We start from the raw sequence: 26358 nt of genomic DNA, 5'->3' as shown, positions 1-26358 counted from the left end.
CGGTTCGCTTTTTTTATATGATATATATTTTCCTACTAAGTTATATTACAGCCAAGTAAGCAATAAAACGGTCGGAATAAAATAGATTACTATTGTTCTTGCACCATCATACTCTTTTGCCATTCGCTGACCTAATAGTAACATTAATAATGCTATGCATGATAATACGGCTGCCCAGAAAGCAAATTCGGTACCGCCATTTACTAAAATTTCTATGGCACCAATAACAGATGATGCTCCGGCAGCAATTTCAATTATAAGCACTAAAAAAAGCGAAAATGGCACCATATTTTTAATAGGTGTTTGAGCAAAATGTCCTTTCAACCATCCTACATTTCCTTTCCAGTCGGCAATTTTATCGTAGCCGGACTGAATAAATGTTATAGCAAGAAATGCTAATGTGATAATAATTGCGGTATGCGTGTACATAGTTTTATTTTTTATGGATTAAACGTGTGAGTTTTATAGACAGATCGGTTAAAATAATTTTGGCATTACCGTTACGCTCAATATGATAAAGCGCATCGCTAAGTTCTTTAAAAATGTCGTTAATATTATTGCCGTTTACAAAAGGTGCAAAGTTTTCAAGTTTAAACTTATCTACTGTTGGTTCCATAAAAACAAGGTCTTTAGCATTGTAGTTAAGCAATAAGGCCTGACGGAACATATCAATACAAAAATTTAAGAACTGCTTTTGGGCTTCGCGGCCAATAGAAGCTATTTGTTCGCTCCAGGCAATAAGATCCTGTATGGCAGAAGCATTGCCTTTAGCCCTGAAAGCAGCACGAACCCACATTACAAACCATTCTTCAAACGGAAACCCATCATCTGATTTATGTAATAAATGCAGTGCCTTATTATAATTTCCCTGAGCCTGATGCGCTAATTTCAGTGCACTTTTTTCATCAAGATTTTCACGTGAAACAAGGGCATCTACAATAGCTTTTTCACCTAAAGGGCCAAAGTTAAGCACCTGGCAGCGTGAAAGTATGGTTTGTAAAATATCATCTTCGCTTTCGGCAATCAGTATAAAAACCGTTTTTTCTGGCGGCTCTTCCAGCAGTTTAAGCAGTTTGTTGGCAGTAGCAATATTCATGCGGTCAGCCATCCAGATTATCATAACCTTATATCCGCCTTCATAAGCTTTTAGCGAAAGCGATTTTACAATTTCGTAGGCTTCATCTACACCAATCTGTCCCTGTTTATTCTGAATGTCAATTTTTTTATACCAGTCAAAAAGGCTGCCGTATGGAGTCTGGTTAACAAACTCGCGCCATGATTTTAAAAAGTTGGCGCTTACAGGGTGGCTTTTTACTTCGCTGTTTGAAGCTACCGGAAAAACAAAATGCAGATCAGGGTGCGACAGGTTTTTGAATTTAAGGTTACAGGCATCGTTGCCATTACCATTTTCTCCATCAGTGTTAGCGCAAAGAATGTATTGCGCATAAGCAATAGCCATTGGCAAAGTACCTGAACCTTCGGGGCCTATAAAAAGCTGTGCATGCGGAATGCGCGACGAAGAGGCACTCGTGGTAAGATGGTTTTTAATATGATCCTGTCCTAAAATTTCTGAGAAAAGCATAGGACAAATATAGCAGAAAATTCAGGATAAGAAATTAAGCAAATGCTATTCATAAAATGTGGTACATTTATAGCTGTCTTTGCTTAATTATAATTTGCTTCTATAAGATAAATCGTGTTACATAAAAAATACTACTACGTTTTCGTGGTAATATATCAAATGCTTTTAATTACATAAAACTCCCGTTTTGTGTGTTAATTTTAAATTTAACATCAATATAAAATGCTGACAAACAAATAGTTAATTATATGTTAAAAATATTTTTGAACAATGTCTTGGCTTTTTATTAACAGAAACGATTATATTTGCCTTTCTACAGAATTCTAAAAACTAAAACCACATTAATGAAAACTCTTGCTGATATTAATTTTGCCGATAAAAAAGCTGTTATCCGTGTAGATTTTAACGTACCTCTTGATGAGAATTTTAAAGTTACCGATACTACGCGAATTGAAGCTGCTAAACCAACTATCGATAAAATTTTAAAAGACGGCGGGAGCGTTATTTTAATGTCGCATTTAGGCAGGCCAAAAGGTGCTGAAGAAAAGTATTCACTTAAGCATATTGTAGATACTACATCTAAAATACTGGGTGTTAATGTAAAGTTTGTTTCAGACTGTATTGGTGCTGAAGCAGACCAGGCAGCAAAAAACCTGAAACCGGGCGAAGTGCTGCTTCTTGAGAATCTTCGTTTTCATAAAGAAGAAGAAGCAGGAGATGCTGAGTTTGCAAAAAAACTGGCCAATCTGGGCGATGTTTATGTAAACGATGCCTTTGGTACTGCACACCGTGCACATGCTTCTACAACTATTATAGCAAATTATTTTCCTGAAAATAAAACCTTTGGCTTACTTCTTGCTAAAGAAATAGAAAGTCTTAACAAAGTCTTAAAAAACAGCGAAAAACCTGTAACGGCTGTTTTGGGCGGATCTAAAGTTTCGTCTAAAATTACAGTTATAGAAAATATACTTGATAAGGTTGACCACCTGATTATTGGTGGTGGTATGACATTTACCTTTATCAAAGCACAGGGCGGAAAAATAGGAAACTCTATCTGCGAAGATGATAAGCAGGATCTTGCCCTTGAAATTTTGGCAAAGGCTAAAGAAAAGAATGTACAGGTACACCTGCCGGTAGATGTTATTGCTGCCGACAGTTTTAGCAATGATGCTAAAACACAGGTTGTAGATGTAACTGCAATTCCGGACGGATGGCAGGGGCTTGACGCAGGGCCAAAATCATTAGAGAACTTTAAAAAAGTTATTCTTGAGTCTAAAACCATTCTTTGGAATGGCCCGCTTGGCGTATTTGAAATGGAAAACTTTGCCAAAGGAACTATAGCCCTTGGTAATTTTATAGCTGAAGCTACCGAAAATGGTGCTTTCTCGCTTGTAGGCGGGGGAGACTCTGTAGCTGCCGTTAAACAATTTGGCCTTGAGCCGAAAATGAGTTACGTTTCTACAGGTGGCGGTGCCATGCTGGAAATGCTGGAAGGCAGAACACTACCGGGTATTGCTGCAATACTTGAGGCCTAGTGTTAAAATTTGCAATAGAAATTCAATTTTAAAGTTATCATACTTTGTTACTTTGTAAAGCATTGTAATTTAACTGATTAAAAAAAGTAAATTAAATGAATAAAAAGAAAACATTGTCATTCGTTTTCGCACTTTTCTCTCTGGCAGCATTTGCCCAGGAGAGTGCCCTAACCGACATTTCCCCGGTTGCACCAATTGCTAAAGTTTCGTTCTTGGACTCTATAAAATCTACTTTTATACGCCACAATGATCTGGCCTGTATAGACAGCTTATGGATAAAAGAACTTACTAACGAGGATTTGTTTAATGATATGCAGGAGGATCTTATGAAGATCAATCCTGATGAAGATGTTGACTATAGCCTTTCTACAGAACTTTTAAAAGAAAGACTAGCTAAGCTTGATGCTAAATCACCATTTCATATAGAATACAGCAAAGGCCTTGAAAATATCATAAAATCGTACCTTAAAAACAGGCCAAGATCTTATGAGCGTTTAATGGCTATCTCAGAATATTATTTCCCAATGTTTGAAGAGCACCTTGCAAAATACAATGTGCCTTTAGAAATTAAATATCTTGCAGTAATAGAGTCTGCACTAAATCCAAGAGCTAAATCAAGGGTAGGGGCAACAGGACTTTGGCAGTTTATGTATCCTACAGGTAAGCAATATAATCTTGAGGTAAACAGCTATGTTGACGAAAGAAGTGACCCTATTAAAGCAACAGAAGCTGCATGCCAGTACCTGTCCAGCCTTTATAATATGTTTGGTGACTGGGATCTTGTTCTTGCATCATACAATGCTGGCCCGGGTAATGTTACTAAGGCTATCCGCCGTTCAGGAAGTTACAGCAATTACTGGAATATCCGTAGAAATCTTCCAAGAGAAACCCAGGCTTATGTACCTACTTTTCTTGCCACAATGTATATTTATGAATATGCTAATGACCACGGTATAAAAGCCAATAAAGCACCTATATCGTACTTTGAAACAGATACGGTAATGGTAAAACGCCAAATGTCTTTTAAACAGATTGCTCAGGTATTAGATGTTCCTGTATCTCAGTTACAGCTGCTTAACCCTATTTATAAGCTGGATGTTATTCCTTACACAACTGAAAAAGCACATTACCTAAGACTTCCTAAAGAAAAAATAGGCTTGTTTACTTCTAATGAAAAAGCGGTTTATGCTTATATAGATTATGAGGCGGGCAAAAGAGAAAAGCCATATTTTCTTGATAACGGTTCTGAAACCGCTGTTGCTTCATCAACATCCTCTTCAGGAAGAACAAAAACTACAACCAAATTCCATACTATTAAAAGAGGCGATAACCTGAGTGAAATTGCTGAAAGATATAACGTCAGCATCACAGACCTTAGAAAATGGAACAAAATAAGAGGCAACAATATCATTGCAGGGCATAAACTGAAAATTTATCAGTCAACAGTTATAAATACACCTGTTACACAGGAAGCTATTGCTGCTAAAGAAACCCAAACCAAAGAAAAAGCAACTACTAAAACTACAGTAAATACAAGTGCAAAAACCGCTGTTGCTTCCACAGATGATGAAGATGTAGCTGATAACGATGCTGCAGATGATATTGATGTTACGGAATGTGCTAAAGAGACTAAAACAGCTATAGCAGTTAAAGAAACTACTAAAAGAAGCAAGCAGGTAAACTATGAAGAAGAGCGCATGTATATAGTACAAAAAGGCGATTCATTGTTTAGTATTGCAAGAAAGCATCCTGGTGTAACGGTTGAAAATCTTAGAAGCTGGAATAAACTTCAGGGAGAAAATATTCAGCCCGGCATGAAGCTTAAAGTTGCTGTAGTAAATTAAACTCTTTAAAATCATTACTTTAATGAAAAGGCTAAAGCAAACAATAGCATTTGTTTTTATTCTTTGCTGTGTGGCCTGCAATAAGAAGAAACATAATAATGAGTATTCTTCCAAGGGCAATATAAACGAAATTTCTATTGTAATAAGCGATGTACTTTGGAATGGCGAGGTAGGAGACAGCCTGCGAAAAAGGCTTGCGGCACCTGTAGACGGCCTTACACAGGAAGAACCTATTTTTACCCTTAATCAGCTGCATGATAAGTCGTTTGACGAATCCCTTAAAAAGGGAAGGAATATTATTGTTATAGACAAAGCCGATAGAAAGAACTTTGACTTTGTAGAAAATAATTATTGTGCCCCGCAAAATGTATTTACTATAACAGGAAAATCTATTGATGATATACTGGAACTTATAGATATGCATTCTGATGAAATTATCCGCACGATAAAACAAACAGAAATTGCTGAGAACCAACAAAGGAATATTAAGCTTGGACTAATTGATGAAACGCTTATAAAAAAGCAGTATAATATTTCTATTAAAGTTCCGTCTACTTATAATTACGCTATTCAAAACAGCAATTTTATATGGCTTAAAAAAGATATTCCAAGCGGAAACACTAACATATTGCTTTACAAAGTTCCTTATGATGTTATAGAACACGATAAAACTATTGTAAACAATATTATAAAAATGCGTGATTCTATTGGGCAGGAATACATTCATGGCCAGGAAGAAAACACTTTTATGATTACAGAGGAAGCTTATTCGCCCTACCTTTTCATGACCAGCTTTAAAGATAAACGCGCTTTTGAAACCCGTGGAAACTGGGAAATGAAGCATGACTTTATGAATGGACCTTTCCTTAACTATGCCATTCGGGACGACAGGCATAATTGCTACATGGTAGTAGAAGGCTTTATTTACAGTCCGTCTTCACCAAAAAGAGATTTGGTAATAGAACTTGAATCTATAATCAAATCTATAAAGTTCTTATGAAGCCACAATTTAAAATAAAGCGATTTAACGAACTTTCTCTGCAGGAACTATACAAAGCTATGCAATTGCGGAGCGAGGTGTTTGTAGTGGAGCAAAACTGCGTTTATCAGGATATTGATGGCAAAGATGAGAAAGCTTTACATGTGTTGGGGATGTTTAACGATGAGTTAGTTGCCTATTGCCGCCTGTTTAATACAGGAGATTATTTTGACAATCCGTCTATTGGCAGGGTAGTAGTAAGCCAAAAATACCGCGATCGTAAATGGGGCCATGATCTTATGGCTACCGCCATTGCGGCGATACATCAACATTATAATATTTCATGTATTACCATATCAGCACAGCTATACCTGAAAAAGTTTTATGAAAGCCACGGTTTTGTGCAGGAAGGGGAGCAGTATCTTGAAGATGATATTCCGCATATAAGAATGCACAGGCAATAGATAAAATATAAAAAGCAAAAAAGCAGTACTTCAACGGTACTGCTTTTTTGTTTATGATGAATTGTGGATAGGACACAAGTTTATTAAAACTATTGTGCTATATAAACATTATTATCTCTGTTTACATCTGCCATAAGTTCAGAAGGGTCTATCATAAGTACTTTAATGGCTTTTTTAGGCTTATTTATTGTAAAATTATACGTTGGGTAGGCCCAGTCCCAATCAGCCAGCACAGTGCGTTTTAATGAAGGATACGGATTATCTTTTATATAACGCATAGAGCGTAGCGGCACATAAAATGTTTCCTGTGTTCCGTCTTCATAAACTGCAATAATATCTATAGGCATAGGCATACGTCCAATACGTTCAAGGGTAACTTTGGTTGCATCCCCATCCTCATCGGCTTTAAGGCTGTAATCTATAGTGTTTGTAGTTTCTGTCCAATCAGTTAAATACCAGCCAAGCTGAGCACCGGTAACTTTTTCGGCAGTGCGTTTTATATCGTTAGGCGTAGGATGTGTAAATTTATAGTCGGCATAATAACGCTTAATGGTTTCAGCAAGTTTGTCTTCGCCTATTAAGTAACCAAGCTGCGAAAGAAAAATTGAACCTTTGCTGTACGATGAAATACTATATAGCATGTTAAGGTCAAACCTGTCTGCCTGAGTGCTTAAAGGCTGTTCTTTACCTGTTTTTACCATGTAAAAATAATTGGCATACGATCCTGCAAAAGGATTTGCTTCCTGCTCATTTTTATCTTTAGCAGGCATAAGGTTGTGCATTGCCAGGTCTTCAATGTAAGTGGTAAAGCCTTCGTCCATCCATCCGTGCTCAGTTTCGTTAGATGCAAGAACATGCTGAAACCATGAATGCCCAAATTCGTGAGCCGTTACAGATACAAGACCTTCATACGTATGGCCTGTTATAAGTGTACACATAGCATACTCCATACCGCCGTCTCCACCTTGTATTACAGAATATTGCTTATACGGATATTTACCTACTATTTTATTATAATATGAAAGAATTTCGGCTGTTTTTGGCTGAAGCCTTTTCCACCCATCCTGGTTTTCAGGCGTGTTTTTATAGAAGAAGTGAAGTTCGGTATTGTTTTCACCCATTATTTTGTCGTGAGCAAAATTGCTGTCGGCAGCCCAGGCAAAATCATGCACATTTGGCGCTACAAAATGCCACGTAAGTGTTTTTGTTTTTCGTGGATATTTAACCTCAACGCCTTCATCCTGGTAGCCTTTTCCTATCTCATTTTTATTTTGCAGGTAACCGGTACCACCTATAGTATAATCTTTATCAATAGTAATGTTTACATCAAAATTACCCCAAACACCATGAAATTCACGTGCTATATAAGGGTTAGTATGCCATCCTTCAAAATCATATTCGGCCATTTTTGGGTACCACTGTGTCATAGAGAGAGCAACACCTTCGGCATTATTTCTTCCGCTACGGCGAATTTGTACCGGAACCTGTCCTTCAAAATCCATTGTAAGTGTGGTAGATTGTCCCGGTAAAAGCGGTTTTGCAAGTGTAACCTCCAGTATTGTTCCTGCAAGTTTATTTTGTGTAGCAGCACCATCCTGTTTTAGGTTTTCTACTTTCAGGTAGCCAATCTCATCGGGTTTAAGGTTACTGATACGGCTTTCGTAGGTAGTTTTATCGGCCGTTTTAAAGGTTTTTACCATTCTTCTATCAGGATCGGCAATGGCTTTTAGTCGTGCATCCATATCGCTGCCAGGCTGAAAAGCATTGTTGTAAAGGTGATAAAAAACACGGTTAAGCGTATCTTTAGAATTGTTGGTATATACCAGTTCCTGCTTACCGGTGTAGCGGTAAGTTTTCACATCCATAGACACGTTCATTTTATAATCTACGTGCTGCTGCCAGTAACCGGGGTTAGGATTGTTTTGCGCATATAGGCCTGTAGCCGATAATAATGCCAGTAATACTAATTTTTTCATGGGCTAAAAATAAAAAAATGGAAGGGATTGCGCCCTTCCATTCTTAAAAAAATTATATTTTCTTATTTCTTTTCTCTCGAAATTTTATCAGCAAGAATAATTGCATTATAAGCATTTACAATTTTTCCTGATCTGGATAATTCACTGAATGATCTCTGATCATCAGGATCACCGCCAAGGTTAACCTGAATATCTACAGGAATACCAGAATCCATAATAATGTGCTTAACCTGAGAAGCTGTTAAAGTAGGGTAGTATGAGCGTATAAGTGCTGCTACACCTGCTGCATTAGGAGAAGCCATTGATGTTCCCTGAAGGTATTCATATGAATTGTTTGGTGTTGTAGCATAAATTCTAACTCCCGGGCTAAAAATATCTACTTCGCTTTTACCGTAGTTTGAAAAGTTAGCAAGAAGTTCCGGGCCATAATTGTAGCTTATAGCACCTATAGTAAGGAAGTTATCTGAAATTTCAGGGCCGCCTACTTTACTATCGTTAGGATAACGTTCTACAGTTTTGCCATCAGCATTAAGGTCCATGCCTTCATTTCCGGCAGCACAAACAATAAGTACATCTTTTTCGGCAGCATATTTAATAGCATCATATACCCACTGGCTGTGCGTAGAGTAGTATTTACCAAAACTACCGTTGATTACTTTAGCACCATTATCTACAGCGTAACGAATACCTAGTGCTACGTCTTTATCATACTCATCACCATCCGGCACGGCGCGTACAGCCATAATTTCTACATTATTGCTTGCAATGCCATCTCCGCCAACACCGTTACCTCTTGTCTGGGCAATAATACCTGCAACGTGTGTACCGTGTTTAGCACCTTCGGCAACAGGGCCTATTACATTGTTGTTTCCATATTTTGTATCTGTAATATCATCAGGATTATCTCCAACAATTTTACGGCCGTCAAATTTTTCGTTAAGATTATACTCTAACTGATTGTCATAATGTTCTTTACCGCTTTGAATTTCTTTTGCAAGCTCTTCAGATGTCATTGTGCCTAACAGGTGGATAAACTGAGGCTTAACCATTGTTATTAACTGATCTGTAGTTTTCAGATTTTTAAGGTCATCTGCAGTATAGCTGTCTTTTTTAAGTTCAGCTTTTATTTTTTGGTCGGCTTTAGTAATAAAATCCATTTGCATTTTACCCTGCTGAGCCTCTTTCATTTCTTTATCATATTCGGCTCTTGCTCTTTTATAAGTGTCCGAACCGTCATCGCCTTTTTTAAGAATACGCACATATTCAAGGTTTTCATGTTCAGCATTTCCTAAAAAGTTCCATCCGTGTATGTCATCAATATAACCGTTCTTGTCGTCGTCAATACCATTATCGGCAACCTCTTTAGTATTTGTCCACACAACAGGTTTAAGTTCAGGGTGATTGATATCTACTCCTGAATCTACTATACCAACAATAACTTTTTTGCTTTTTCTTCCTTTAAGCAGTTCATAAGCTCTGTCTACACTCATTCCGGGAATGGTATCTTTTACAAGGTCAAGATCACTCCAGCGCTTTTCCTGTGCATCTGTAAGATCCGCCTTTTTAGGCGTAATAGTTGTTTTTATGGCAATTGGCTCTGCCGTAATTTTTGAAGACCCGCAACTTGCAAGCGCTAATGCCAACGCTAACGACAGGTAAATTGATCTGAATTTCATATTCTGTAAATTACTATTTATAAAAAATTGGTCTAATGTAGACGCATTTTGTTACACAAAATTAACTATAAACATTAATTTAGAATGTTTTTACGTAAAGTTTTTATTTCTGAAGATGTTAAAAATGAAGATTCTGAAAAAGCTGAAATAAGAATGAGGGTTGTAATTTGATTAAAAGAAGACCTTTTATACCAAATTAAAAAAAGGAACCCGCAGCGTTTCTTGCCTTGGATTGTATACTAACTCAATCTATTTCAATGATACCTGCGGAGATTCCTAATATTTTATTATAAATTATCGTAGCTAAACCATAAGCATTTCCCGATAATATAGCCTCTGTTTTTATTTAAATAGTAAGGCCAGTTATAATAGACTCATCTATAAGAATATTGTTACACTTAATTTCAATTTTTTTTCAGAAAAATAGCACTTTAACGATATTTTTATTCTTTATATCGAAAAACCACCTGTAAACACTGGTGGTTATGAAATATTTACAGAGCATAAAAAATCTGCCTTGTGAGCAGATTTTGAATGTTCTTTTAAAAAATATCTTCGCAGGTGAATAATTCTTTTAACCGGACTCCTTTTTCCGTTTCCTGTACAGTTATTATCTGGTTATGTGCATCATGTTCTAAAAACAAATAATACCCTTTATTTGCAGCCGTAGTAAGAAAACGCTCCTTTTCGTCGATAGTAAGCAGGGGGCGTGTATCGTATCCCATTACATAAGGCAGCGGAATATGCCCTACAGTAGGAAGCAGATCGGCCATAAAAACTATAGTTTTTCCATTATAGTTTATATGCGGTATCATTTGCTTTTCGGTATGGCCATCGGCAAAAAATATTCCAAAACCTAATTCGCTTTGTTCTAAAAAACCTGCATCGGGCCTTTCAATAAAATTAAGCTGTCCGCTTTCCTGCATCGGGATTATATTTTCGGTAAGAAAAGATGCTTTTTCGCGGGCATTAGGTTTAGTTGCCCATTCCCAATGATTTTTGTTTGTCCAGAAACGCGCATTTTTAAATGCAGGTTCATAACCTGTACGGTCTTTATTCCATTGAATGCTCCCGCCGCAATGGTCAAAATGCAGGTGCGTCATAAATACATCGGTAATTTCATCACGGCTAAAGCCATATTTTTCCAAGGACTTATCTATAGAATGATCGCCCCACATAGAGTAATAGCCAAAGAATTTTTCACTTTGCTTATTGCCCATCCCTGTATCTATCAGTATAAGCCTGTTGCCATCTTCAATAAGCAGGCAGCGTGCTGCAAGGTCTATAAGGTTATTGTTGTCTGCAGGGTTGGTTTTATTCCATATTGTTTTGGGCACAACACCAAACATGGCACCGCCATCGAGCTTAAAATTACCGCTCTCTATAGGATATAATTTCATTATAATAAATTTATGGAGCCAAATTAACAATTTTGCAGTAAAGTATTGGTATAAGTATTGCTTATAACAGTATTTGTATAAAAACTGTACCTCTTATTGCATTATATAAAAATGTGGTATCTTTGCACTAAATTTAGACTAATTATAAGTTTATAAATCATGATAAAAGTATCTGAAACAGCAAAAAAAAGGGTTATTTCCCTTATGGAAGATGATGGCTTTGATGCAGCTACCGACTATGTTAGGGTAGGTGTTAAAAGCGGCGGATGTTCAGGTTTGTCATATGAACTGAAGTTTGACAAAGCCCTGGGCGAAAATGATAAAGTATTTGAAGACAATAATATAAAAATTGCCGTAGATAAAAAAAGCTTCCTTTACCTTGCAGGAACTATTCTGGAATATTCAGGGGGGCTTAACGGAAAAGGATTTGTTTTCAATAACCCAAATGCGCAAAGAACATGCGGATGCGGGGAGAGCTTCTCGCTTTAAGCATTGAAGAATTGAAAATTTATAGAGTATTTAAAATTGAGGGTTTAGGAGAGAATTTTTAAATCTTTCAAATTTAAATCTTTTAATAAAAGAATAATGAGCAAGTATACTGAAGAGGAATTAAAAATTGAACTCGAAACAAAAGAGTACGAGTACGGTTTTTATACTGACATTGAATCTGAAACATTTCCCAACGGGCTTAACGAAGACATCGTAAGGGCGCTTTCTAAAAAGAAGGAAGAGCCTGAATGGATGACGGAATGGAGACTGGAGGCTTTTCGTGCATGGGAAGAAATGAAAGAGCCGGAATGGGCAAATGTTCATTATGAGAAACCTGATTTTCAGGCGATCTCCTACTATTCCGCACCACTAAAAAAAGCGAAATATGAAAGCCTTGATGAGGTAGATCCTGAATTGCTTGAAACATTCAAGAAACTGGGTATATCTCTTGATGAGCAAAAGAAACTGGCAGGCGTAGCAGTAGATATTGTTATGGACTCTGTTTCTGTAGCTACAACATTTAAGAAAACCCTTGCTGAAAAAGGAATTATTTTCTGCTCTATTTCTGAGGCTATTAAAGAACACCCTGAGCTTGTTAAAAAATATCTTGGAACTGTTGTGCCGCAAAAAGACAACTTTTATGCAGCGCTTAACTCGGCTGTGTTTTCTGACGGGTCGTTTTGCTATATTCCTAAAGGGGTACGCTGCCCAATGGAGCTTTCTACCTATTTTAGAATTAATCAGGCAGGAACAGGACAATTTGAGCGTACGCTTGTAGTTGCCGATGAAGGCAGTTATGTAAGCTATCTTGAAGGATGTACAGCACCGTCACGTGATGAAAATCAGTTGCATGCTGCTGTAGTAGAACTTATTGCACTGGATGATGCAGAAATTAAATACAGTACTGTACAAAACTGGTTTCCTGGTAATAAAGAGGGTAAAGGTGGTGTATATAACTTTGTAACCAAACGCGGCCTTTGCGAAAAGAACGCTAAAATATCATGGACCCAGGTTGAAACCGGTTCGGCAGTTACATGGAAATACCCCAGCTGTGTGCTTAAAGGCGATAACTCGGTAGGAGAATTTTATTCTATTGCCGTTACAAACAACTTCCAGCAGGCAGATACCGGAACAAAAATGATTCACTTAGGCAAAAACACTAAGAGTACTATTATTTCTAAAGGTATTTCGGCAGGTAAATCGCAAAACAGCTACCGTGGCCTTGTACAAATTGGAGCAAGGGCAGATAATGCCCGTAACTTCTCGCAGTGTGATTCGTTGCTTATGGGTAACAATTGCGGTGCGCATACTTTCCCATACATTGAATCTAAAAACACTACAGCTAAAATAGAACATGAGGCAACTACCAGTAAAATTGGTGAAGACCAGGTGTTTTACTGCAACCAGAGGGGCATACCTACAGAAAAAGCTATTGCTCTTATTGTAAACGGCTTTAGTAAAGACGTGCTTAACAAGCTGCCGATGGAGTTTGCTGTTGAAGCGCAAAAACTGCTTGAGATTTCTTTAGAAGGATCAGTAGGATAAGGAATTAAAACGATAGATTTATAAATAAGGCTGGAGACGGGTTTGAGCAGAACCTGAAACCTGAAACCTGAAACTTTTAATACAACAATGCTTTCAATTAAGAACCTGCACGCAAGAGTAGAAGATAAAGACATTCTAAAAGGTATAAACCTTGAGGTTAAAGCCGGTGAAGTACACGCTATAATGGGACCTAACGGTTCTGGTAAAAGTACACTTTCCTCGGTTATTGCCGGTAAAGAAGACTATGAAGTGACTGACGGGGAAATTATCCTTGAAGGAGAAGATATTGGTGAACTGGCACCTGAAGAAAGAGCACATAAAGGTATTTTCCTTTCATTTCAGTATCCTGTAGAAATACCTGGGGTATCTGTAACCAACTTTATGAAAACGGCTATCAATGAAAGCCGTAAAGCTAAAGGACAGGATGAAATGCCTGCAAATGAAATGCTTAAGCTTATCCGTGAAAAATCGGAGCTTTTAGAAATTGACAGGAAATTTTTATCACGTTCGTTAAACGAAGGTTTTTCGGGTGGTGAGAAAAAACGTAATGAGATATTTCAGATGGCTATGCTTGAGCCGAAACTGGCTATTCTGGATGAAACCGATTCAGGCCTTGATATTGATGCGCTTAGAATTGTTGCCAACGGTGTAAACAAATTGCGCAGCGAAGACAATGCAGTTATTGTAATTACCCACTACCAAAGGCTTCTTGATTATATTGTTCCGGATTTTGTCCACGTGCTTTACAATGGTAAAATTGTAAAATCGGGAGGCAAAGAGCTGGCTTATGAACTTGAAGAAAAAGGTTACGACTGGATTAAATCTGAAAACTAAATAGTCTAAAGCCGAAAGTCATAAGGTCGAAAGTAAATGGGTAAGTTTAATTCTTTTGAAGAAATAAATTCGTGGCAAAAATCCCGACTTCTCAATAAGAAAATATACCAACTTACCGAAAATGATGCTTTTAGAAAAGATTTAGATTTGGCAAGACAAATTAGAAGATCATCGGTTTCAATATCATCTAATATTGCCGAAGGTTTTGAAAGACATACAGATAAAGAGTTTGTACACTTTTTGTTTATTGCAAAAGGTTCTGCAGGAGAGATGAGGTCTCAATTATATCTGGCATTAGATTTAAATTATATTACTCAGGAAGCATTTGATGATTTACTTCTTGAGATTAGCGAAATATCAAGACTGCTTAGCGGTTTTATTAAATATCTTAGTAAATAAGTTTATGGAAAGAAGTCCTTTATGACTTTTGACTTTATGACTTTATGACTTTTGACTTTATAAAATGGATTTAAAAGACAAATTATTATCTTCTTTTATGGCTTTTGAGGAACGTGTAGATGTAGATTCAGATCTGCATGATATCCGTACCAGGGCTATAAAGAATTTTGAGACCAAAGGATTCCCCAATAAAAAAGAGGAAGCCTGGAAATATACATCGCTAAATGCGGTTCTTAAAAATGATTTTAGTGTTTTCCCTAAAGAGGAAAATGTGGTAAGTTATGTTGATGTGAAAAAGTACTTTCTTCATGAAATAGATACTTATAAAATTGTTTTTATAGACGGTATTTTTAGCTCATTCCTTTCTTCCACAACTCATGAAGGGCTTGATGTATGCTTAATGTCTTCGGCACTTACAAAGCCTAAATATAAAGAAGTTATAGACACCTATTTTAATAAAATAGCGAATACAGAAGATAGTCTTACCTCTTTAAATACAGCATTTGCCAGTGAAGGGGCCTTTATAAATGTTCCTAAAAGCAAAGTTGCCGATAAGCCTATTGAGATCATGTACCTTTCTACAGGTAATGAAGCGGCGCTTATGGTGCAGCCAAGGAGCCTTATAGTTGTTGGCGAAAATGCTCAGGTACAGATTATAGAAAGGCATCAGAGCCTTAACAGTAATCCGGTGCTTACTAATGCTGTTACCGAAATATTTGTGCAGGAAAGGGCTATTGTAGATTACTACAAAATTCAGAATGACCTGCAAAGTGCTAACCTTGTAGATAATACTTATATAGCTCAGAAAGCGAATAGTAACGCCTCTGTGCATACTTTCTCTTTTGGAGGTAATATAACGCGTAACAACCTTAATTTTTACCACCAGGGAGAGCATATAGAGAGTACGCTGAAAGGAATTACCATTATTGGCGACAAGCAGCTTGTAGATCACTATACATTAGTACGCCATGCTGAAGCAAATTGTGAAAGCCATCAGAATTATAAAGGTATTTTTGATGACAATGCTACAGGTGTTTTTAACGGTAAGATTTATGTTGAGAAAGAAGCGCAGAAAACGGATGCTTTCCAACAGAATAATAATATACTATTAAGCGATAAGGCTACTATAAATGCCAAACCGCAATTAGAGATTTTTGCCGACGATGTAAAATGTTCTCACGGTTGTACTATAGGGCAGCTTGATGAAAGCGCTATGTTTTATATGCAAAGCCGCGGAATACCACAAAAAGAAGCTAAAGCACTGCTTATGTATGCTTTTAGCAACGAAGTTATTGAGAGTATAAGAATACCTGAACTTAAAAACAGGATTACAAAACTTATTGCTTCCAAACTTAATGTAAGCATGGGTTTTGATTTATAATACCCGTTAATAAAATATATATAGCCTTCGCATTGCGAAGGCTTTTTTGTTTTTTAACCCATTGTGTGCGATATTCATTTGGATTTATCAAATGAATTTCTCCAGTTCAATCAATAAAATATAATTACTAGAAATCTTATTTTTTCTTACTTCACTACTTTTATTTAGAATTAATAAAAATAATTTGCATATCTAGAGTGCGACACTTAGCTTTGCCGTAATTTAGAATTAATCTAACTTAAGTTAGTAATGCATAAGCAAGCACAGGTATTTTTATCCACAGCATTTTTAATTGGTTTCACTTCATTAGCTCAGGAAACCGCTACAGACTCTGTTAGAGCTATTAAAACTACTCAGCTGGAAGAAGTGGTGGTTACAGGGCAGATAGAGCCGCAATCAATAAAAAAATCAGTTTTTAACGTACGTGTAATATCTGCTGAGGATATAAAACGACAGGCGGGTAACAATCTGGCCGATGTATTGAACCAATACTTAAACATTACCATTCAGCCCAACAATGATTCGGGGCGCTCTACAGTATCTATGTTTGGGTTAAACAGCAACTATTTAAAGGTACTTGTTGATAATGTTCCTTTAGTAAGCGATACAGGTTTAGGCAATAATGTAGATGTTACCCAGATAAACCTTGACGATGTTGAGCAAATAGAAATTATTGAGGGTGCCATGGGTGTAACGCACGGTGCTAATGCTGTAAGCGGTATAATAAACATTATCACTAAAAAGAACAGCAAATATAAGTGGGAAATAAGTGCCACTGCGCAGGAAGAAACCATTGGAGATGAGTATGAACCCTTAGGCGATAAAGGCCGCCATATACAGGCAGTAAGGGTTGCGCATACCATTAATCAAAACTGGTATGCGGCTATAGGGGCTAACAGAAATGATTTTGAAGGTTTTATTGATGACAGGGGGGGCCGTGATTATACCGATTACGATGTTTTAGATCCTCAGCATAATCGTGGTTATAGCTGGCTGCCTAAAGAGCAGTTTTTTACAAACGCTCTTGTTAGGTATCAAAAAGGCAATTTTCGTATTTTCTACAAATTCGATTATTTTAATGAAGATATCGATTTTTACAATCCGGTTGTAACCGACGAATTTGTTTCGGGTGTTGGAACCTACAGGGTAGCTGTCGACAGGCGTTACGATACTCAAAAATTTTATCATCATTTAAATGCAGTGGGTAAAATAGGGTATTTAAATTACAATGTTTCGGTTTCGCATCAAAAGCAGAAAAGAGATGTTGAAAATTTTAAATATTATATACAAACCGGTGCCGAAGCCAATAATGAAGAACAAACGTATCAGGATACCGAAGTACTTTATTCTACAGGTACTTTAAGTAATTTTTTTAATAACAAAAAGGTAGATCTTCAGGTTGGCTATGAAGCTGTAAATACTAATGGTTACAGCTCTTCACTGTCAGGAAATTTCAATGATCCGGATCAGGCAGGTACAGATCTGAAAAAAAGAATTGAAAATTACGATGCTTTTACGGCTGCCGAGATAAGTGTAACCGATAAATTTTCGGTGCGTCCGGGGGTGCGTTATTCATTTCAATCAAGGTTTGAAGACCAATGGGCGGCATCGTTAGGATTAAGGCAATTGTATAGTAATGGGTATGAAGCCAGAGCTTCTTATGGCAGGTCATACCGTACCCCAACGTATGATGAATTATATACCTATATGGTAGATGCTAACCATAACATTCAGGGCAATAAAAATTTAATTCCGGAAAATGCTAATTCGTTTGAAGTGAGCGGTAAAAAACTTACTTTTTTTAATTCAGGGCTGCAGTTATCTAATATGGCATCGGTGAGTTATACCGACATTACGGACCGAATAGAAATGGCGGTAATAGGGGTAAATCCGCAATTGCAATACAAATACGTAAACATAAATAGTTATAAAATGTGGAACTTTTCCACCACGCACCAGCTGGGTTATAATAACTGGCAGGCGAGAGTAGGGTTTACCCTTGCAGGTATTTCAAGAAAAATGGATAGCGGCCAGATTAAATCAGATGATAAATTTCTATATAACTACCAGTTAAATACCAATGTTACTTATTCTATACCAAAATGGAATACTTCATTTACAGTGTACTATAAGCTGAATGGCAAAACACAGCAATATGTAGAAAATGGCTCTTTAAGTAATCCCGAATATATATTGCAGGATATACAATCGTTCAGTTTTATGGATGCATCTGCCAAAAGATCTTTCTTCAGTAAAAGGCTCGATGCTACGCTTGGCGCGAGAAATATTTTTAATGTGGTAAATATTAATACAAGCGTTGCTTCTAATGCAGGGCAGCATTCTGCCGGAACTACCGACATGCTTATGGGATACGGGCGGTCTTATTTTTTGAAACTTACATACAATCTTAATTTTTAATATAAATGAAAAAATTAATCCTTCTATCATTTACATTCCTTACACTGGCTGCATGCAGCAGTGATGATAATAGCAAAATAGACCCTGTAGTTCCTGCACCTTCTTCAGGTACAGTATTTGGCAGTACAGAAAATCCTCTTAATGTTGGCGGAGCCAATCAGGGAAACCAGGTATATATAGACCTGAGTGGCGAAACAGCTTTGGAAATTTCAAGAGATTCATGGGACTTAGGATTTTATTCCGGCACAACCCCTCATGTTGTAATAAACGGCGCATTAGGAATGGCTGTAAAAAAGCTTGAAACTACCGATATTACTCAGGTTCAGGTTTCAGATGCTACTGTAGCTATAGGAACCTTTAATGCCGAAAATATGGCTTATGTAGATAATCCTACAGGTGATATTAACAGTACTGCTTTTGGTGAAATAGCGTCTAATGAGGCATCTGCATCTGTATATCTTGTTAACCTTGGCAACAGTGTGCCAACACAAAAACCCGATGCCGGATCGGCAAATGTTTCCGGTACGCCAAGGGGATGGAAAAAAGTAAAAGTATGGCAGGATGGTAATGGATATAAGCTTCAGTTTGCAGCTATTGATGCTACTACGGCTACAACAGTGTCTATAGCTAAAGATGCAGCTTACAATCATACTTTTTTTAACCTTACTACGGGTGTTACAGTAAATGTAGAACCGCAAAAAGATAAATGGGACCTAAACTTTACCACATTTACCAATGAAGTTTTTGATGGTACAGGAGGATCTGCGGGAGCTTATTTTTATGCCGATTTTGTAGTTACAAATTCAAAAGCGGGGGTTACTGCCTTTAAAGTAGAAGGCGATGCCAACGCATACGCTGCTTTTACACTGTCAGATGTTACATCGGGTAATTATACCTACAGCACAGATCAAAGAGCTATAGGTGCAGATTGGCGCGATGTATTTACCCATGCTGTATATAACAATGTTTTCTTTGTAGTTAAAGACGGAGAAAGCAATATTTATAAAGTAAAATTTATTTCTATGGTTAGTACAGAAGGAGAAAGAGGCTTCCCTGTTTTTCAGTACGAATTGCTGAAATAAATATATTAAGTTAGTTTTTGTTTTATTTTGTAATCCCGCCGGTTATGCAATAATCGTCGGGATTCGTGTTTTTATAGCTCATACTTTGCCTTTAAAACAAAAGAAACCCATGACAAAATCACGGGTTTCTTTGCAGGTAAAAATAGAAATCCTGCGTTATATATAGTGGCGCTAAAAAATTAGTTAGATTTTTTAGCTGGGTCAGCCTTTTTAGCTGTTGCTTTTTCTTCTTTTACAGTAGCCTCAGCTTTTTTAGCCGGTTCGGCCTGAGATGCAGGTGTAGCTGGTTTTACCTCTTTGGTTGTTGCAGCCTGAGTTGTTTGTACAGGTTGTTTTGTAGTTTCTGTAGCTGGTTTTTCCTGTGCCATTGCCATAACGCCTGTTAGCATTAATGCGCTTAAAAATAACTTTTTCATGTGTGTGTGGATATTTATTATGATTATGTTCTGTGTTTCTGATTAAGATAAGGCAAGTACAATGCCGTTACTTTTATAACAGGGGTTTTATTTATATTAATGGTATGTAATTAATAGTAAATCAGTTGTTTATGTAATGTTGGCTTATTTTTAATAACTGAAATTAAAAATTAATTATAGTGTGTAAATTGTAGAATAATGTAGATAGAATTGTGGAAATTTATGTAGAAGCAGATAAAACCTTACTACGAATAGGGAAGAAATGTTTTAGCTATTAATTTTCATTTAAATGTAACTGCTACCTTTGTGCGATGCAAAACAGGCCGTTTACATATCCAAAACAGGAGAAGCTTAAAAGCCGAAACACGATAGACCGTATGTTTACGGAAGGTAAATCGGTTTCAAAATATCCGTTGCGTTTGGTATATGTGCCTCTTTATGAAGACGAAGCTGAAGATACTCCGCTAAAAATGGGGGTTTCGGTTTCCAAAAAGCATTTTAAGCGCGCACACGACCGTAATTATTTTAAACGCCTGCTTCGCGAAACCTACCGTCATCACAAGCATATTATCATAGAAAAGCTGGACAAACCTTATGCTTTTATGTTTTTTTACCAGACTAAGGATCGTCTTTCATTTGAGGAAATAAACGCAAAAACAATTCAGCTTTTTGAAAAGTTTGCTGCGCTGGAAGAACTTTAATACTATACTTATTTTATCTCGTTAACGTTATTACTCTAATTGTGGCTTAATAATGTACTGAAATATAGTCTGATTTAAGGCTTATCAAGTTTCTTCATTGGTTTGCTGTACATTTGGCCTTTTATACTTATTTTCGTGATTGCGTTTTTTATTGTAAGGAAAAAATTAAAGAGGAAGAACTATGCTAAAAATGCCTAAGAAAAGATATGTACTGCCGGTTGTGGCATCTGCATTTTTGTTTGTGGGGGTAAGCTTTAAAAACGATTTTTTTGAAATTGCCAAGCAGATAGAAATATTTACCACATTGTTTAAAACGGTAAACAATAACTATGTAGATGAGGTAAACCCGGGGCAGCTTATGGATAAAGCCATAAAAAATATGCTGGCCGATCTTGATCCTTATACTGTTTATTTTAATGAGCAGGATGTGGCTAAGTTTAAGATAAACAATACAGGAGAATATACCGGAATAGGTGCGCTTATTACCCGTAAAGAGGGTAAGCTTATTGTTAAAGAGCCTTATAAAGATTATCCTGCAGATAAAGCAGGGCTTAAAGCAGGAGATGAAATTATTCAGATTGGCGATGTAAACCTTTCTGATTTTAAAGAAGATGCCGGCGAATTGCTTAAAGGGAGCAAAAATACCAGGGTGGCTATTAAATACATTCGTCAGGGTAAAACCTATTCTACAGAAATAGTACTGGATGAGGTAGATATTCATGCAGTGCCTTTTTATAGTATGATTGGTAAGGATACCGGTTATATAGTGCTGTCACAATTTAACGGCAAAGCATCTTCCGAAACCAAAGCGGCGCTTTTGCAGCTTAAAGCAGATGGTGCTAAAAACATTATACTTGACCTGAGAGGTAATCCGGGCGGATTACTTAATGAAGCAGTAGCGGTATGTAATTTGTTTGTACCACAGGGTGAAACTATTGTTACTACAAAATCTAAAAACGAAAGCTATAACAATACTTACAGGACTCAGAGAGCTCCCGTAGATCTTGAAATTCCGCTTGTAATACTGGTTAATGGCAGCAGTGCTTCAGCTTCAGAAATTGTTGCGGGTGCACTTCAGGATCTGGACCGCGCGGTAATTGTAGGCAGCAGAAGTTTTGGGAAAGGGCTGGTACAGCGCCCGCTGGATTTAACCTACGGTACTCAGGTAAAAGTGACTATTTCAAGATATTATACACCATCAGGGCGTGGTATTCAGGCACTTGATTATGCTCATAAAGATGCAGAAGGCAAAGCCATAAGGATAGATAAAAAAGATTACAATGCCTTTAAAACCAAAAAAGGGAGAACAGTTTATGATGGCGGTGGCATTTTGCCGGATGTAGAGCTTGAAGAATCAAAACAAAGCCCAATATCTGATGCTTTGGTAAAAAATGACGGATTATTTAATTATGCTACAACCTACTATTATAAAAATCCAAACCTTACGGGTATCCCTAATATAACGGATGCCGACTTTGAGGCGCTGAAACAATCACTTAAAAAAGATAATTTTCAGTTTGATACCGAAACAGAAAAATCGATTAAAGCGGTAATGGATGTAGCTAAAAAAGAAAAAATGGATGCTGCAATTGCTGTGCAGTACCAGCAGTTGCTTGCAGCATTACAAAAAAGCGAAGAAAACGAACTTAATGTGCATAAGCAGGAAATAAAAGAATTATTGAGGGATGAGCTTATAAAGCGTTATCAGTATAAAGAGGGATTGTATAAATACTATATAACAAGCAATCCTGAAATTCAGAAATCTGCAGCGCTGCTTGCAAATAGTGCACAATACAACAAGATATTGTCTCAATAAATCATAATCCCTGTGTCATAACGTCATGGGGATTTTTAATATCATTAGCTATGATGCAGCCAATACTACATCCGAAGGATTTGTCAGCACTTGTTAAAACAGCTGAAGTTGTTATTGTAGATGCCGGCGATAGCATTAGCTATGCTACACAGCACCTTAAAGGAGCTGTACATGTAGATTTAAATACAGATCTTGCCGCTGTTGCTCCTGATGCTGCAAAAGGAGGGAGGCATCCATTACCGGATACTGCTCATTTTAGTAAAGTATTATCCCGGCTGGGTATAAAGCCCGAGAGCCATGTTGTGGTTTACGACAATAAAAGGGGGGCTAACGCCGCAGCACGATTCTGGTGGATGCTGCGCGCTGCAGGGCATGATAAAGTGCAGGTAATAAATGGTGGGCTGGAGGCTGCGGTTAAAGCAGGTTTTCCGCTTAGTGACCTGGCAGAAATACCTTCTCCATCTCCCTACTATATATTTAATAACTGGCTGCTTCCCTCAATGACAATAGATGATGTAGAAGCGGCTTCTCAATCAGGAAAAGTAATTATAGATGTAAGAGACAGCAAACGTTTTAAGGGCGAAACAGAAACTATAGATCTTATTGCCGGACATATTCCCGGGGCTATCAATATACCCTATATAACCAGTCTTGATGTAGACGGGCTTTTTTTATCGCCTGAAACTTTAAAAGATAAGTTCATCAGTGCATTGGGTAGTGCACCCTCATCAGAGGCAATTGTACATTGCGGATCGGGCGTTACAGCTTGCCATACCATACTGGCTATGCATTATGCAGGCCTACCCTTACCTAAACTTTATGTAGGATCATGGAGTGAATGGTCAAGAAACAATAAAACCATTGCATCGGAAGTTTAATAATTATGCATCAAAGCATAACAGATTTTTTTAAGGTTAAATATTACGGGTTTATCTGGCAGATTTTTCAAAAAGGAGTACCTTTGTTCTTTAATTAAAATTTATCGTGAGCACCAATCACATACAACTCAACAAGGTAACGCTTGGCGGATTGCTGGTTACTTTGGGAATTATTTACGGAGATATAGGAACTTCCCCTCTATACGTAATGAAAGCAATTGTAGGCGAACAGCCTATTGAAGAACAGGTAATACTGGGCGCTTTGTCCTGTATTTTCTGGACTCTTACATTGCAGACTACCATTAAATACGTGTATTTAACCCTTAATGCCGATAACAAAGGTGAAGGTGGTATTTTTTCCCTTTATACGCTTGTAAAAAGGCTTAAGAAAAAAGGGCTCATAGTACCCGCAATTATTGGTGGTAGTGCATTGCTGGCAGACGGTATTATTACACCTCCTATTTCGGTATCCTCTGCAATAGAAGGTCTTAAAACCTATCAGCCTGAGCTTGATACTGTGCCTATTGTTATAACCATATTGTTTATACTGTTCTTTATACAGCGTTTTGGCAGTAAGTTTATAGGTAAATTTTTTGGTCCTATGATGCTTTTGTGGTTTGGTATGCTGGGCGTGCTGGGCACTATACCGCTTTTTGGCAATATAGGTGTTCTTAAAGCGCTTAATCCTTACTATGCTATACATTTGTTAAGCATTCACCACGAAGGTTTTTATGTACTTGGTTTCGTGTTTCTGTGTACCACAGGGGCAGAAGCATTATATAGCGATATGGGGCACTGTGGCAGGGCAAATATCCGTGTAAGCTGGGCGTTTGTAAAAACAATGCTGGTACTTAACTATTTTGGACAGGGAGCTTATCTAATATCACATTCTGGCCAGACACTTTCTACACTTAGCGGTAATCCTACTAATCCCGGCAACCCGTTTTATTTACTAATGCCGGACTGGTTTCTGCCGTTTGGTATTGCTATTGCAACATCGGCTGCGGTAATTGCTTCTCAGGCTTTAATAAGCGGTTCGTTTACACTTATTTCCGAGGCTATGAGGCTTAACTTCTGGCCAAAAGTATCTGTAAAATTCCCAACAGAATTAAGAGGGCAGCTTTATATACCATCTATTAACTGGCTTTTATTCCTGGGGTGTGTGTTTATTGTGCTTCACTTTAGGGAATCGGGTAATATGGAGGCGGCATATGGCCTTGCTATTGTGCTTTGTATGCTCATGACAACTACTCTGCTGGGATATTATATGGTTATGAAGCGCTATAACAAAATACTTATAGTGGCTGTAATATGCATTTACTTTACTATAGAAATTTCTTTTCTTATAGCTAACATAAGCAAGTTCCACCACGGAGGTTATGTATCGCTGGGTATTGCGGGACTGCTGGCCATGATCATGGCTGTTTGGTTTACAGCAAAAAGAATTCGTAGTGAATATACCGAGTTTACTAAAATTGCAAACTACAAAACGGTACTTTCTGAGCTTAGTAACGACATGTCTATTCCTAAATATGCTACGCATTTAGTATATATGACCAATGCACAGCTTGGAGACGAAATAGAATCTAAAATTATTTATTCTATACTGCAAAAAAGACCTAAACGTGCCGATATATACTGGTTTGTTCACGTAAATGTGGTGGATGAACCTTACAAAATGGAATATCGTGTACGCGAAATAATGAAAGATGACGTTATAAGGGTAGACTTTTATCTTGGTTTCCGTGTAGCGCCGAGAGTAAACCTAATGTTTAAGCAGGTAGTGCGCGATATGGTGAAACGCAGCGAGGTAGATATTACAAGCCGTTACGAATCGCTTAATCGTAATAATGTAATTGGCGACTTTAAATTTGTAATTATAGAAAAATTCCTTTCTTACGACAACGATTTGCCGTGGTATGAAAGAATTATATTAGATATTTACTTTATACTTAAAAAAATAAGTCTTTCGGAAGGACGTGCTTTTGGTCTGGACAGCAGCTCTGTTAAAGTAGAGAAGTTCCCTATCGTAATCCATCCGCCTGAAGATTTTAACCTGGTACGAATAGATGACTGCCCCAACTAAATCTTAGATGAGAAAATCACTTTACACACTACTCACTCTTTTAATTACTACTATTGCACTTGCTCAGGAAGAAACTGTTTATTCGGTTTATTTTGATGTAAACAAGTATAATCTTGATGACAAACAGGGAAACAATGTGGTAGCATTTATTAAGGCTATAGACACTACCCGCATTGAAAGCATTCAGATTTTTGGTTACTGCGACGACAGGGGCAAAGACGAATATAACTTTAAGCTCTCTACAAACAGGGCAAATACCATTAGGGATACTCTTTTGGGGCGTGGTATTAAAAATAAGATTATTGTAACGATAGAGGGTAAAGGACGTATTTTACTTGATGAAGATATTGACAATGTAAGCGAGGCGCGCTCTAAAAACCGCCGTGTAGACGTTACAATAAACTTTAAGCCGCTTCCGCCGCCTAAACTGGAACCGGGAGTATATAATGTTCTTAAAAAGGATGTAATTATAGGCGACCATATTTATCTTGATAATATACTGTTTGCGCGCGGCAGCAGCAAGCTTACAACCAAATCTAAACAGGAGCTTGATAAAATGGCACGTTTTCTTATGCGGTACAAAAACATCAAATTTGAAATACAGGGGCATATTTGTTGTACGCCAAGTTTTCAGCGGGAAGCCATAGATAAAGATACCCGCAAGCGTGAACTTTCTAAAAACAGGGCTTTTGCCGTATATAAATACCTTATATCTAAAAAAATAAGCCCTAACCGTATGACGCATAAAGGCTACGGTAATACCGTTCCGCTTGGTAAGGGAACAGAGTATGACAGAAGGGTGGAACTTGTAATTACAGGAATATAATTACTTATAAAACAACAAAAACGGCCGCTCA

At 37.4% G+C, this 26358-nt stretch carries 22 protein-coding genes; 16 read left to right on the top strand and 6 right to left on the bottom strand.

From position 1 onward, the window contains the following. Nucleotides 1-45 precede the first annotated feature (45 nt). Both NHE85_RS05935 and NHE85_RS05930 read right to left on the bottom strand, forming a co-directional pair. Nucleotides 46-429, bottom strand: a complete 384-nt coding sequence (locus tag NHE85_RS05935; RefSeq protein WP_252810626.1) for a DoxX family protein — start codon at nucleotides 427-429, stop codon at nucleotides 46-48. A gap of 4 nt (nucleotides 430-433) precedes the next feature. Continuing rightward, complete coding sequence (locus NHE85_RS05930; RefSeq protein ID WP_252810624.1) at nucleotides 434-1582, bottom strand: ATP-binding protein; 1149 nt, start codon at nucleotides 1580-1582, stop codon at nucleotides 434-436. Between the two features lie 344 nt (nucleotides 1583-1926). Here NHE85_RS05930 and pgk point away from each other — a divergent pair, with 344 nt between their 5' ends. The 4 genes from pgk (at nucleotide 1927) to NHE85_RS05910 (ending at nucleotide 6404) form a co-directional block, all read left to right on the top strand. Beyond that, nucleotides 1927-3117, top strand: a complete 1191-nt coding sequence (gene pgk / locus NHE85_RS05925; RefSeq protein WP_252810622.1) for a phosphoglycerate kinase — start codon at nucleotides 1927-1929, stop codon at nucleotides 3115-3117. A 95-nt stretch (nucleotides 3118-3212) separates the two neighbouring features. Beyond that, nucleotides 3213-4961, top strand: coding sequence for a lytic transglycosylase domain-containing protein (locus NHE85_RS05920; RefSeq protein WP_252810620.1), 1749 nt, complete (start codon nucleotides 3213-3215; stop codon nucleotides 4959-4961). A 22-nt stretch (nucleotides 4962-4983) separates the two neighbouring features. Next, the gene (locus tag NHE85_RS05915) at nucleotides 4984-5961 is read left to right on the top strand and encodes a DUF4837 family protein (protein WP_252810618.1); all 978 of its coding nucleotides are present in this window, start codon (nucleotides 4984-4986) and stop codon (nucleotides 5959-5961) included. Beyond that, on the top strand, nucleotides 5958-6404 hold the full coding sequence (locus NHE85_RS05910) for a GNAT family N-acetyltransferase (protein ID WP_252810617.1): 447 nt from the start codon (nucleotides 5958-5960) through the stop codon (nucleotides 6402-6404). Before NHE85_RS05915 ends, NHE85_RS05910 begins: the two co-directional genes overlap by 4 nt. A gap of 89 nt (nucleotides 6405-6493) precedes the next feature. Here NHE85_RS05910 and NHE85_RS05905 read toward each other — a convergent pair whose 3' ends face one another. The 3 genes from NHE85_RS05905 to NHE85_RS05895 form a co-directional block, all read right to left on the bottom strand. Next, nucleotides 6494-8380 (bottom strand): M1 family metallopeptidase, encoded by a 1887-nt coding sequence (locus tag NHE85_RS05905; RefSeq protein ID WP_252810615.1) that lies wholly within the window; start codon nucleotides 8378-8380, stop codon nucleotides 6494-6496. Between the two features lie 62 nt (nucleotides 8381-8442). Then, the gene (locus tag NHE85_RS05900) at nucleotides 8443-10056 is read right to left on the bottom strand and encodes a S8 family peptidase (RefSeq protein WP_252810613.1); all 1614 of its coding nucleotides are present in this window, start codon (nucleotides 10054-10056) and stop codon (nucleotides 8443-8445) included. Nucleotides 10057-10598: 542 nt separating this feature from the next. Beyond that, entirely contained in the window at nucleotides 10599-11456 is an 858-nt protein-coding gene (locus NHE85_RS05895) for an MBL fold metallo-hydrolase (protein ID WP_252810612.1), read from the bottom strand. Between the two features lie 159 nt (nucleotides 11457-11615). Here NHE85_RS05895 and NHE85_RS05890 point away from each other — a divergent pair, with 159 nt between their 5' ends. The 7 genes from NHE85_RS05890 (at nucleotide 11616) to NHE85_RS05860 (ending at nucleotide 19604) form a co-directional block, all read left to right on the top strand. Further along, complete coding sequence (locus tag NHE85_RS05890; protein ID WP_252810610.1) at nucleotides 11616-11945, top strand: iron-sulfur cluster assembly accessory protein; 330 nt, start codon at nucleotides 11616-11618, stop codon at nucleotides 11943-11945. 96 nt (nucleotides 11946-12041) lie between these two features. Next, nucleotides 12042-13490, top strand: a complete 1449-nt coding sequence (gene sufB / locus NHE85_RS05885) for a Fe-S cluster assembly protein SufB (RefSeq protein WP_252810607.1) — start codon at nucleotides 12042-12044, stop codon at nucleotides 13488-13490. 87 nt (nucleotides 13491-13577) lie between these two features. After that, complete coding sequence (gene sufC / locus NHE85_RS05880) at nucleotides 13578-14324, top strand: Fe-S cluster assembly ATPase SufC (RefSeq protein WP_252810606.1); 747 nt, start codon at nucleotides 13578-13580, stop codon at nucleotides 14322-14324. Between the two features lie 36 nt (nucleotides 14325-14360). Beyond that, nucleotides 14361-14723, top strand: a complete 363-nt coding sequence (locus NHE85_RS05875) for a four helix bundle protein (RefSeq protein ID WP_252810604.1) — start codon at nucleotides 14361-14363, stop codon at nucleotides 14721-14723. A 64-nt stretch (nucleotides 14724-14787) separates the two neighbouring features. Next, nucleotides 14788-16104 carry a Fe-S cluster assembly protein SufD gene (gene sufD, locus NHE85_RS05870; protein WP_252810600.1) on the top strand — a complete coding sequence of 439 codons (1317 nt, stop codon included), beginning with the start codon at nucleotides 14788-14790 and terminating at the stop codon, nucleotides 16102-16104. A gap of 249 nt (nucleotides 16105-16353) precedes the next feature. Then, nucleotides 16354-18522 (top strand): TonB-dependent siderophore receptor, encoded by a 2169-nt coding sequence (locus NHE85_RS05865; RefSeq protein WP_252810598.1) that lies wholly within the window; start codon nucleotides 16354-16356, stop codon nucleotides 18520-18522. Between the two features lie 5 nt (nucleotides 18523-18527). Continuing rightward, entirely contained in the window at nucleotides 18528-19604 is a 1077-nt protein-coding gene (locus NHE85_RS05860; protein WP_252810596.1) for an HmuY family protein, read from the top strand. A gap of 179 nt (nucleotides 19605-19783) precedes the next feature. Here the strand turns inward: NHE85_RS05860 and NHE85_RS05855 are convergent, their stop codons facing one another. After that, nucleotides 19784-20020, bottom strand: coding sequence for a hypothetical protein (locus NHE85_RS05855; RefSeq protein ID WP_252810594.1), 237 nt, complete (start codon nucleotides 20018-20020; stop codon nucleotides 19784-19786). Nucleotides 20021-20331: 311 nt separating this feature from the next. On the opposite strand from NHE85_RS05855, the gene rnpA reads away from it, so the two are divergent. The 5 genes from rnpA (at nucleotide 20332) to NHE85_RS05830 (ending at nucleotide 26327) form a co-directional block, all read left to right on the top strand. After that, nucleotides 20332-20721: a ribonuclease P protein component gene (gene rnpA / locus NHE85_RS05850; protein ID WP_252810592.1), complete on the top strand. Its 390-nt coding sequence runs from the start codon at nucleotides 20332-20334 to the stop codon at nucleotides 20719-20721. Nucleotides 20722-20902: 181 nt separating this feature from the next. Next, the gene (locus tag NHE85_RS05845; RefSeq protein WP_252810590.1) at nucleotides 20903-22537 is read left to right on the top strand and encodes a S41 family peptidase; all 1635 of its coding nucleotides are present in this window, start codon (nucleotides 20903-20905) and stop codon (nucleotides 22535-22537) included. A 50-nt stretch (nucleotides 22538-22587) separates the two neighbouring features. Continuing rightward, the gene (locus NHE85_RS05840; protein WP_308219346.1) at nucleotides 22588-23415 is read left to right on the top strand and encodes a sulfurtransferase; all 828 of its coding nucleotides are present in this window, start codon (nucleotides 22588-22590) and stop codon (nucleotides 23413-23415) included. A gap of 106 nt (nucleotides 23416-23521) precedes the next feature. After that, on the top strand, nucleotides 23522-25501 hold the full coding sequence (locus tag NHE85_RS05835) for a KUP/HAK/KT family potassium transporter (RefSeq protein WP_252810588.1): 1980 nt from the start codon (nucleotides 23522-23524) through the stop codon (nucleotides 25499-25501). Between the two features lie 7 nt (nucleotides 25502-25508). After that, nucleotides 25509-26327 carry an OmpA family protein gene (locus NHE85_RS05830; RefSeq protein WP_252810586.1) on the top strand — a complete coding sequence of 273 codons (819 nt, stop codon included), beginning with the start codon at nucleotides 25509-25511 and terminating at the stop codon, nucleotides 26325-26327. Nucleotides 26328-26358 lie beyond the last annotated feature (31 nt).

Origin of the sequence: Flavobacterium sp. NRK1, from assembly GCF_024054175.1 — a bacterium.
Taxonomy (GTDB): Bacteria; Bacteroidota; Bacteroidia; order Flavobacteriales; family Flavobacteriaceae; genus Flavobacterium.
Note: the sequence above shows the minus strand (reverse complement) of the source record. Positions and strands in the feature narration are given on the sequence as shown.

Excerpts from the sequence above, each read along its gene's own strand:
- NHE85_RS05935 (WP_252810626.1), bottom strand. The coding sequence starts at position 429 with ATGTACACGCATACCGCAATTATTATCACATTAGCATTTCTTGCTATA.
- NHE85_RS05930 (WP_252810624.1), bottom strand. The coding sequence starts at position 1,582 with ATGCTTTTCTCAGAAATTTTAGGACAGGATCATATTAAAAACCATCTT.
- pgk (WP_252810622.1), top strand. The coding sequence starts at position 1,927 with ATGAAAACTCTTGCTGATATTAATTTTGCCGATAAAAAAGCTGTTATC.
- NHE85_RS05920 (WP_252810620.1), top strand. The coding sequence starts at position 3,213 with ATGAATAAAAAGAAAACATTGTCATTCGTTTTCGCACTTTTCTCTCTG.
- NHE85_RS05915 (WP_252810618.1), top strand. The coding sequence starts at position 4,984 with ATGAAAAGGCTAAAGCAAACAATAGCATTTGTTTTTATTCTTTGCTGT.
- NHE85_RS05910 (WP_252810617.1), top strand. The coding sequence starts at position 5,958 with ATGAAGCCACAATTTAAAATAAAGCGATTTAACGAACTTTCTCTGCAG.
- NHE85_RS05905 (WP_252810615.1), bottom strand. The coding sequence starts at position 8,380 with ATGAAAAAATTAGTATTACTGGCATTATTATCGGCTACAGGCCTATAT.
- NHE85_RS05900 (WP_252810613.1), bottom strand. The coding sequence starts at position 10,056 with ATGAAATTCAGATCAATTTACCTGTCGTTAGCGTTGGCATTAGCGCTT.
- NHE85_RS05895 (WP_252810612.1), bottom strand. The coding sequence starts at position 11,456 with ATGAAATTATATCCTATAGAGAGCGGTAATTTTAAGCTCGATGGCGGT.
- NHE85_RS05890 (WP_252810610.1), top strand. The coding sequence starts at position 11,616 with ATGATAAAAGTATCTGAAACAGCAAAAAAAAGGGTTATTTCCCTTATG.
- sufB (WP_252810607.1), top strand. The coding sequence starts at position 12,042 with ATGAGCAAGTATACTGAAGAGGAATTAAAAATTGAACTCGAAACAAAA.
- sufC (WP_252810606.1), top strand. The coding sequence starts at position 13,578 with ATGCTTTCAATTAAGAACCTGCACGCAAGAGTAGAAGATAAAGACATT.
- NHE85_RS05875 (WP_252810604.1), top strand. The coding sequence starts at position 14,361 with ATGGGTAAGTTTAATTCTTTTGAAGAAATAAATTCGTGGCAAAAATCC.
- sufD (WP_252810600.1), top strand. The coding sequence starts at position 14,788 with ATGGATTTAAAAGACAAATTATTATCTTCTTTTATGGCTTTTGAGGAA.
- NHE85_RS05865 (WP_252810598.1), top strand. The coding sequence starts at position 16,354 with ATGCATAAGCAAGCACAGGTATTTTTATCCACAGCATTTTTAATTGGT.
- NHE85_RS05860 (WP_252810596.1), top strand. The coding sequence starts at position 18,528 with ATGAAAAAATTAATCCTTCTATCATTTACATTCCTTACACTGGCTGCA.
- NHE85_RS05855 (WP_252810594.1), bottom strand. The coding sequence starts at position 20,020 with ATGAAAAAGTTATTTTTAAGCGCATTAATGCTAACAGGCGTTATGGCA.
- rnpA (WP_252810592.1), top strand. The coding sequence starts at position 20,332 with ATGCAAAACAGGCCGTTTACATATCCAAAACAGGAGAAGCTTAAAAGC.
- NHE85_RS05845 (WP_252810590.1), top strand. The coding sequence starts at position 20,903 with ATGCTAAAAATGCCTAAGAAAAGATATGTACTGCCGGTTGTGGCATCT.
- NHE85_RS05840 (WP_308219346.1), top strand. The coding sequence starts at position 22,588 with ATGATGCAGCCAATACTACATCCGAAGGATTTGTCAGCACTTGTTAAA.
- NHE85_RS05830 (WP_252810586.1), top strand. The coding sequence starts at position 25,509 with ATGAGAAAATCACTTTACACACTACTCACTCTTTTAATTACTACTATT.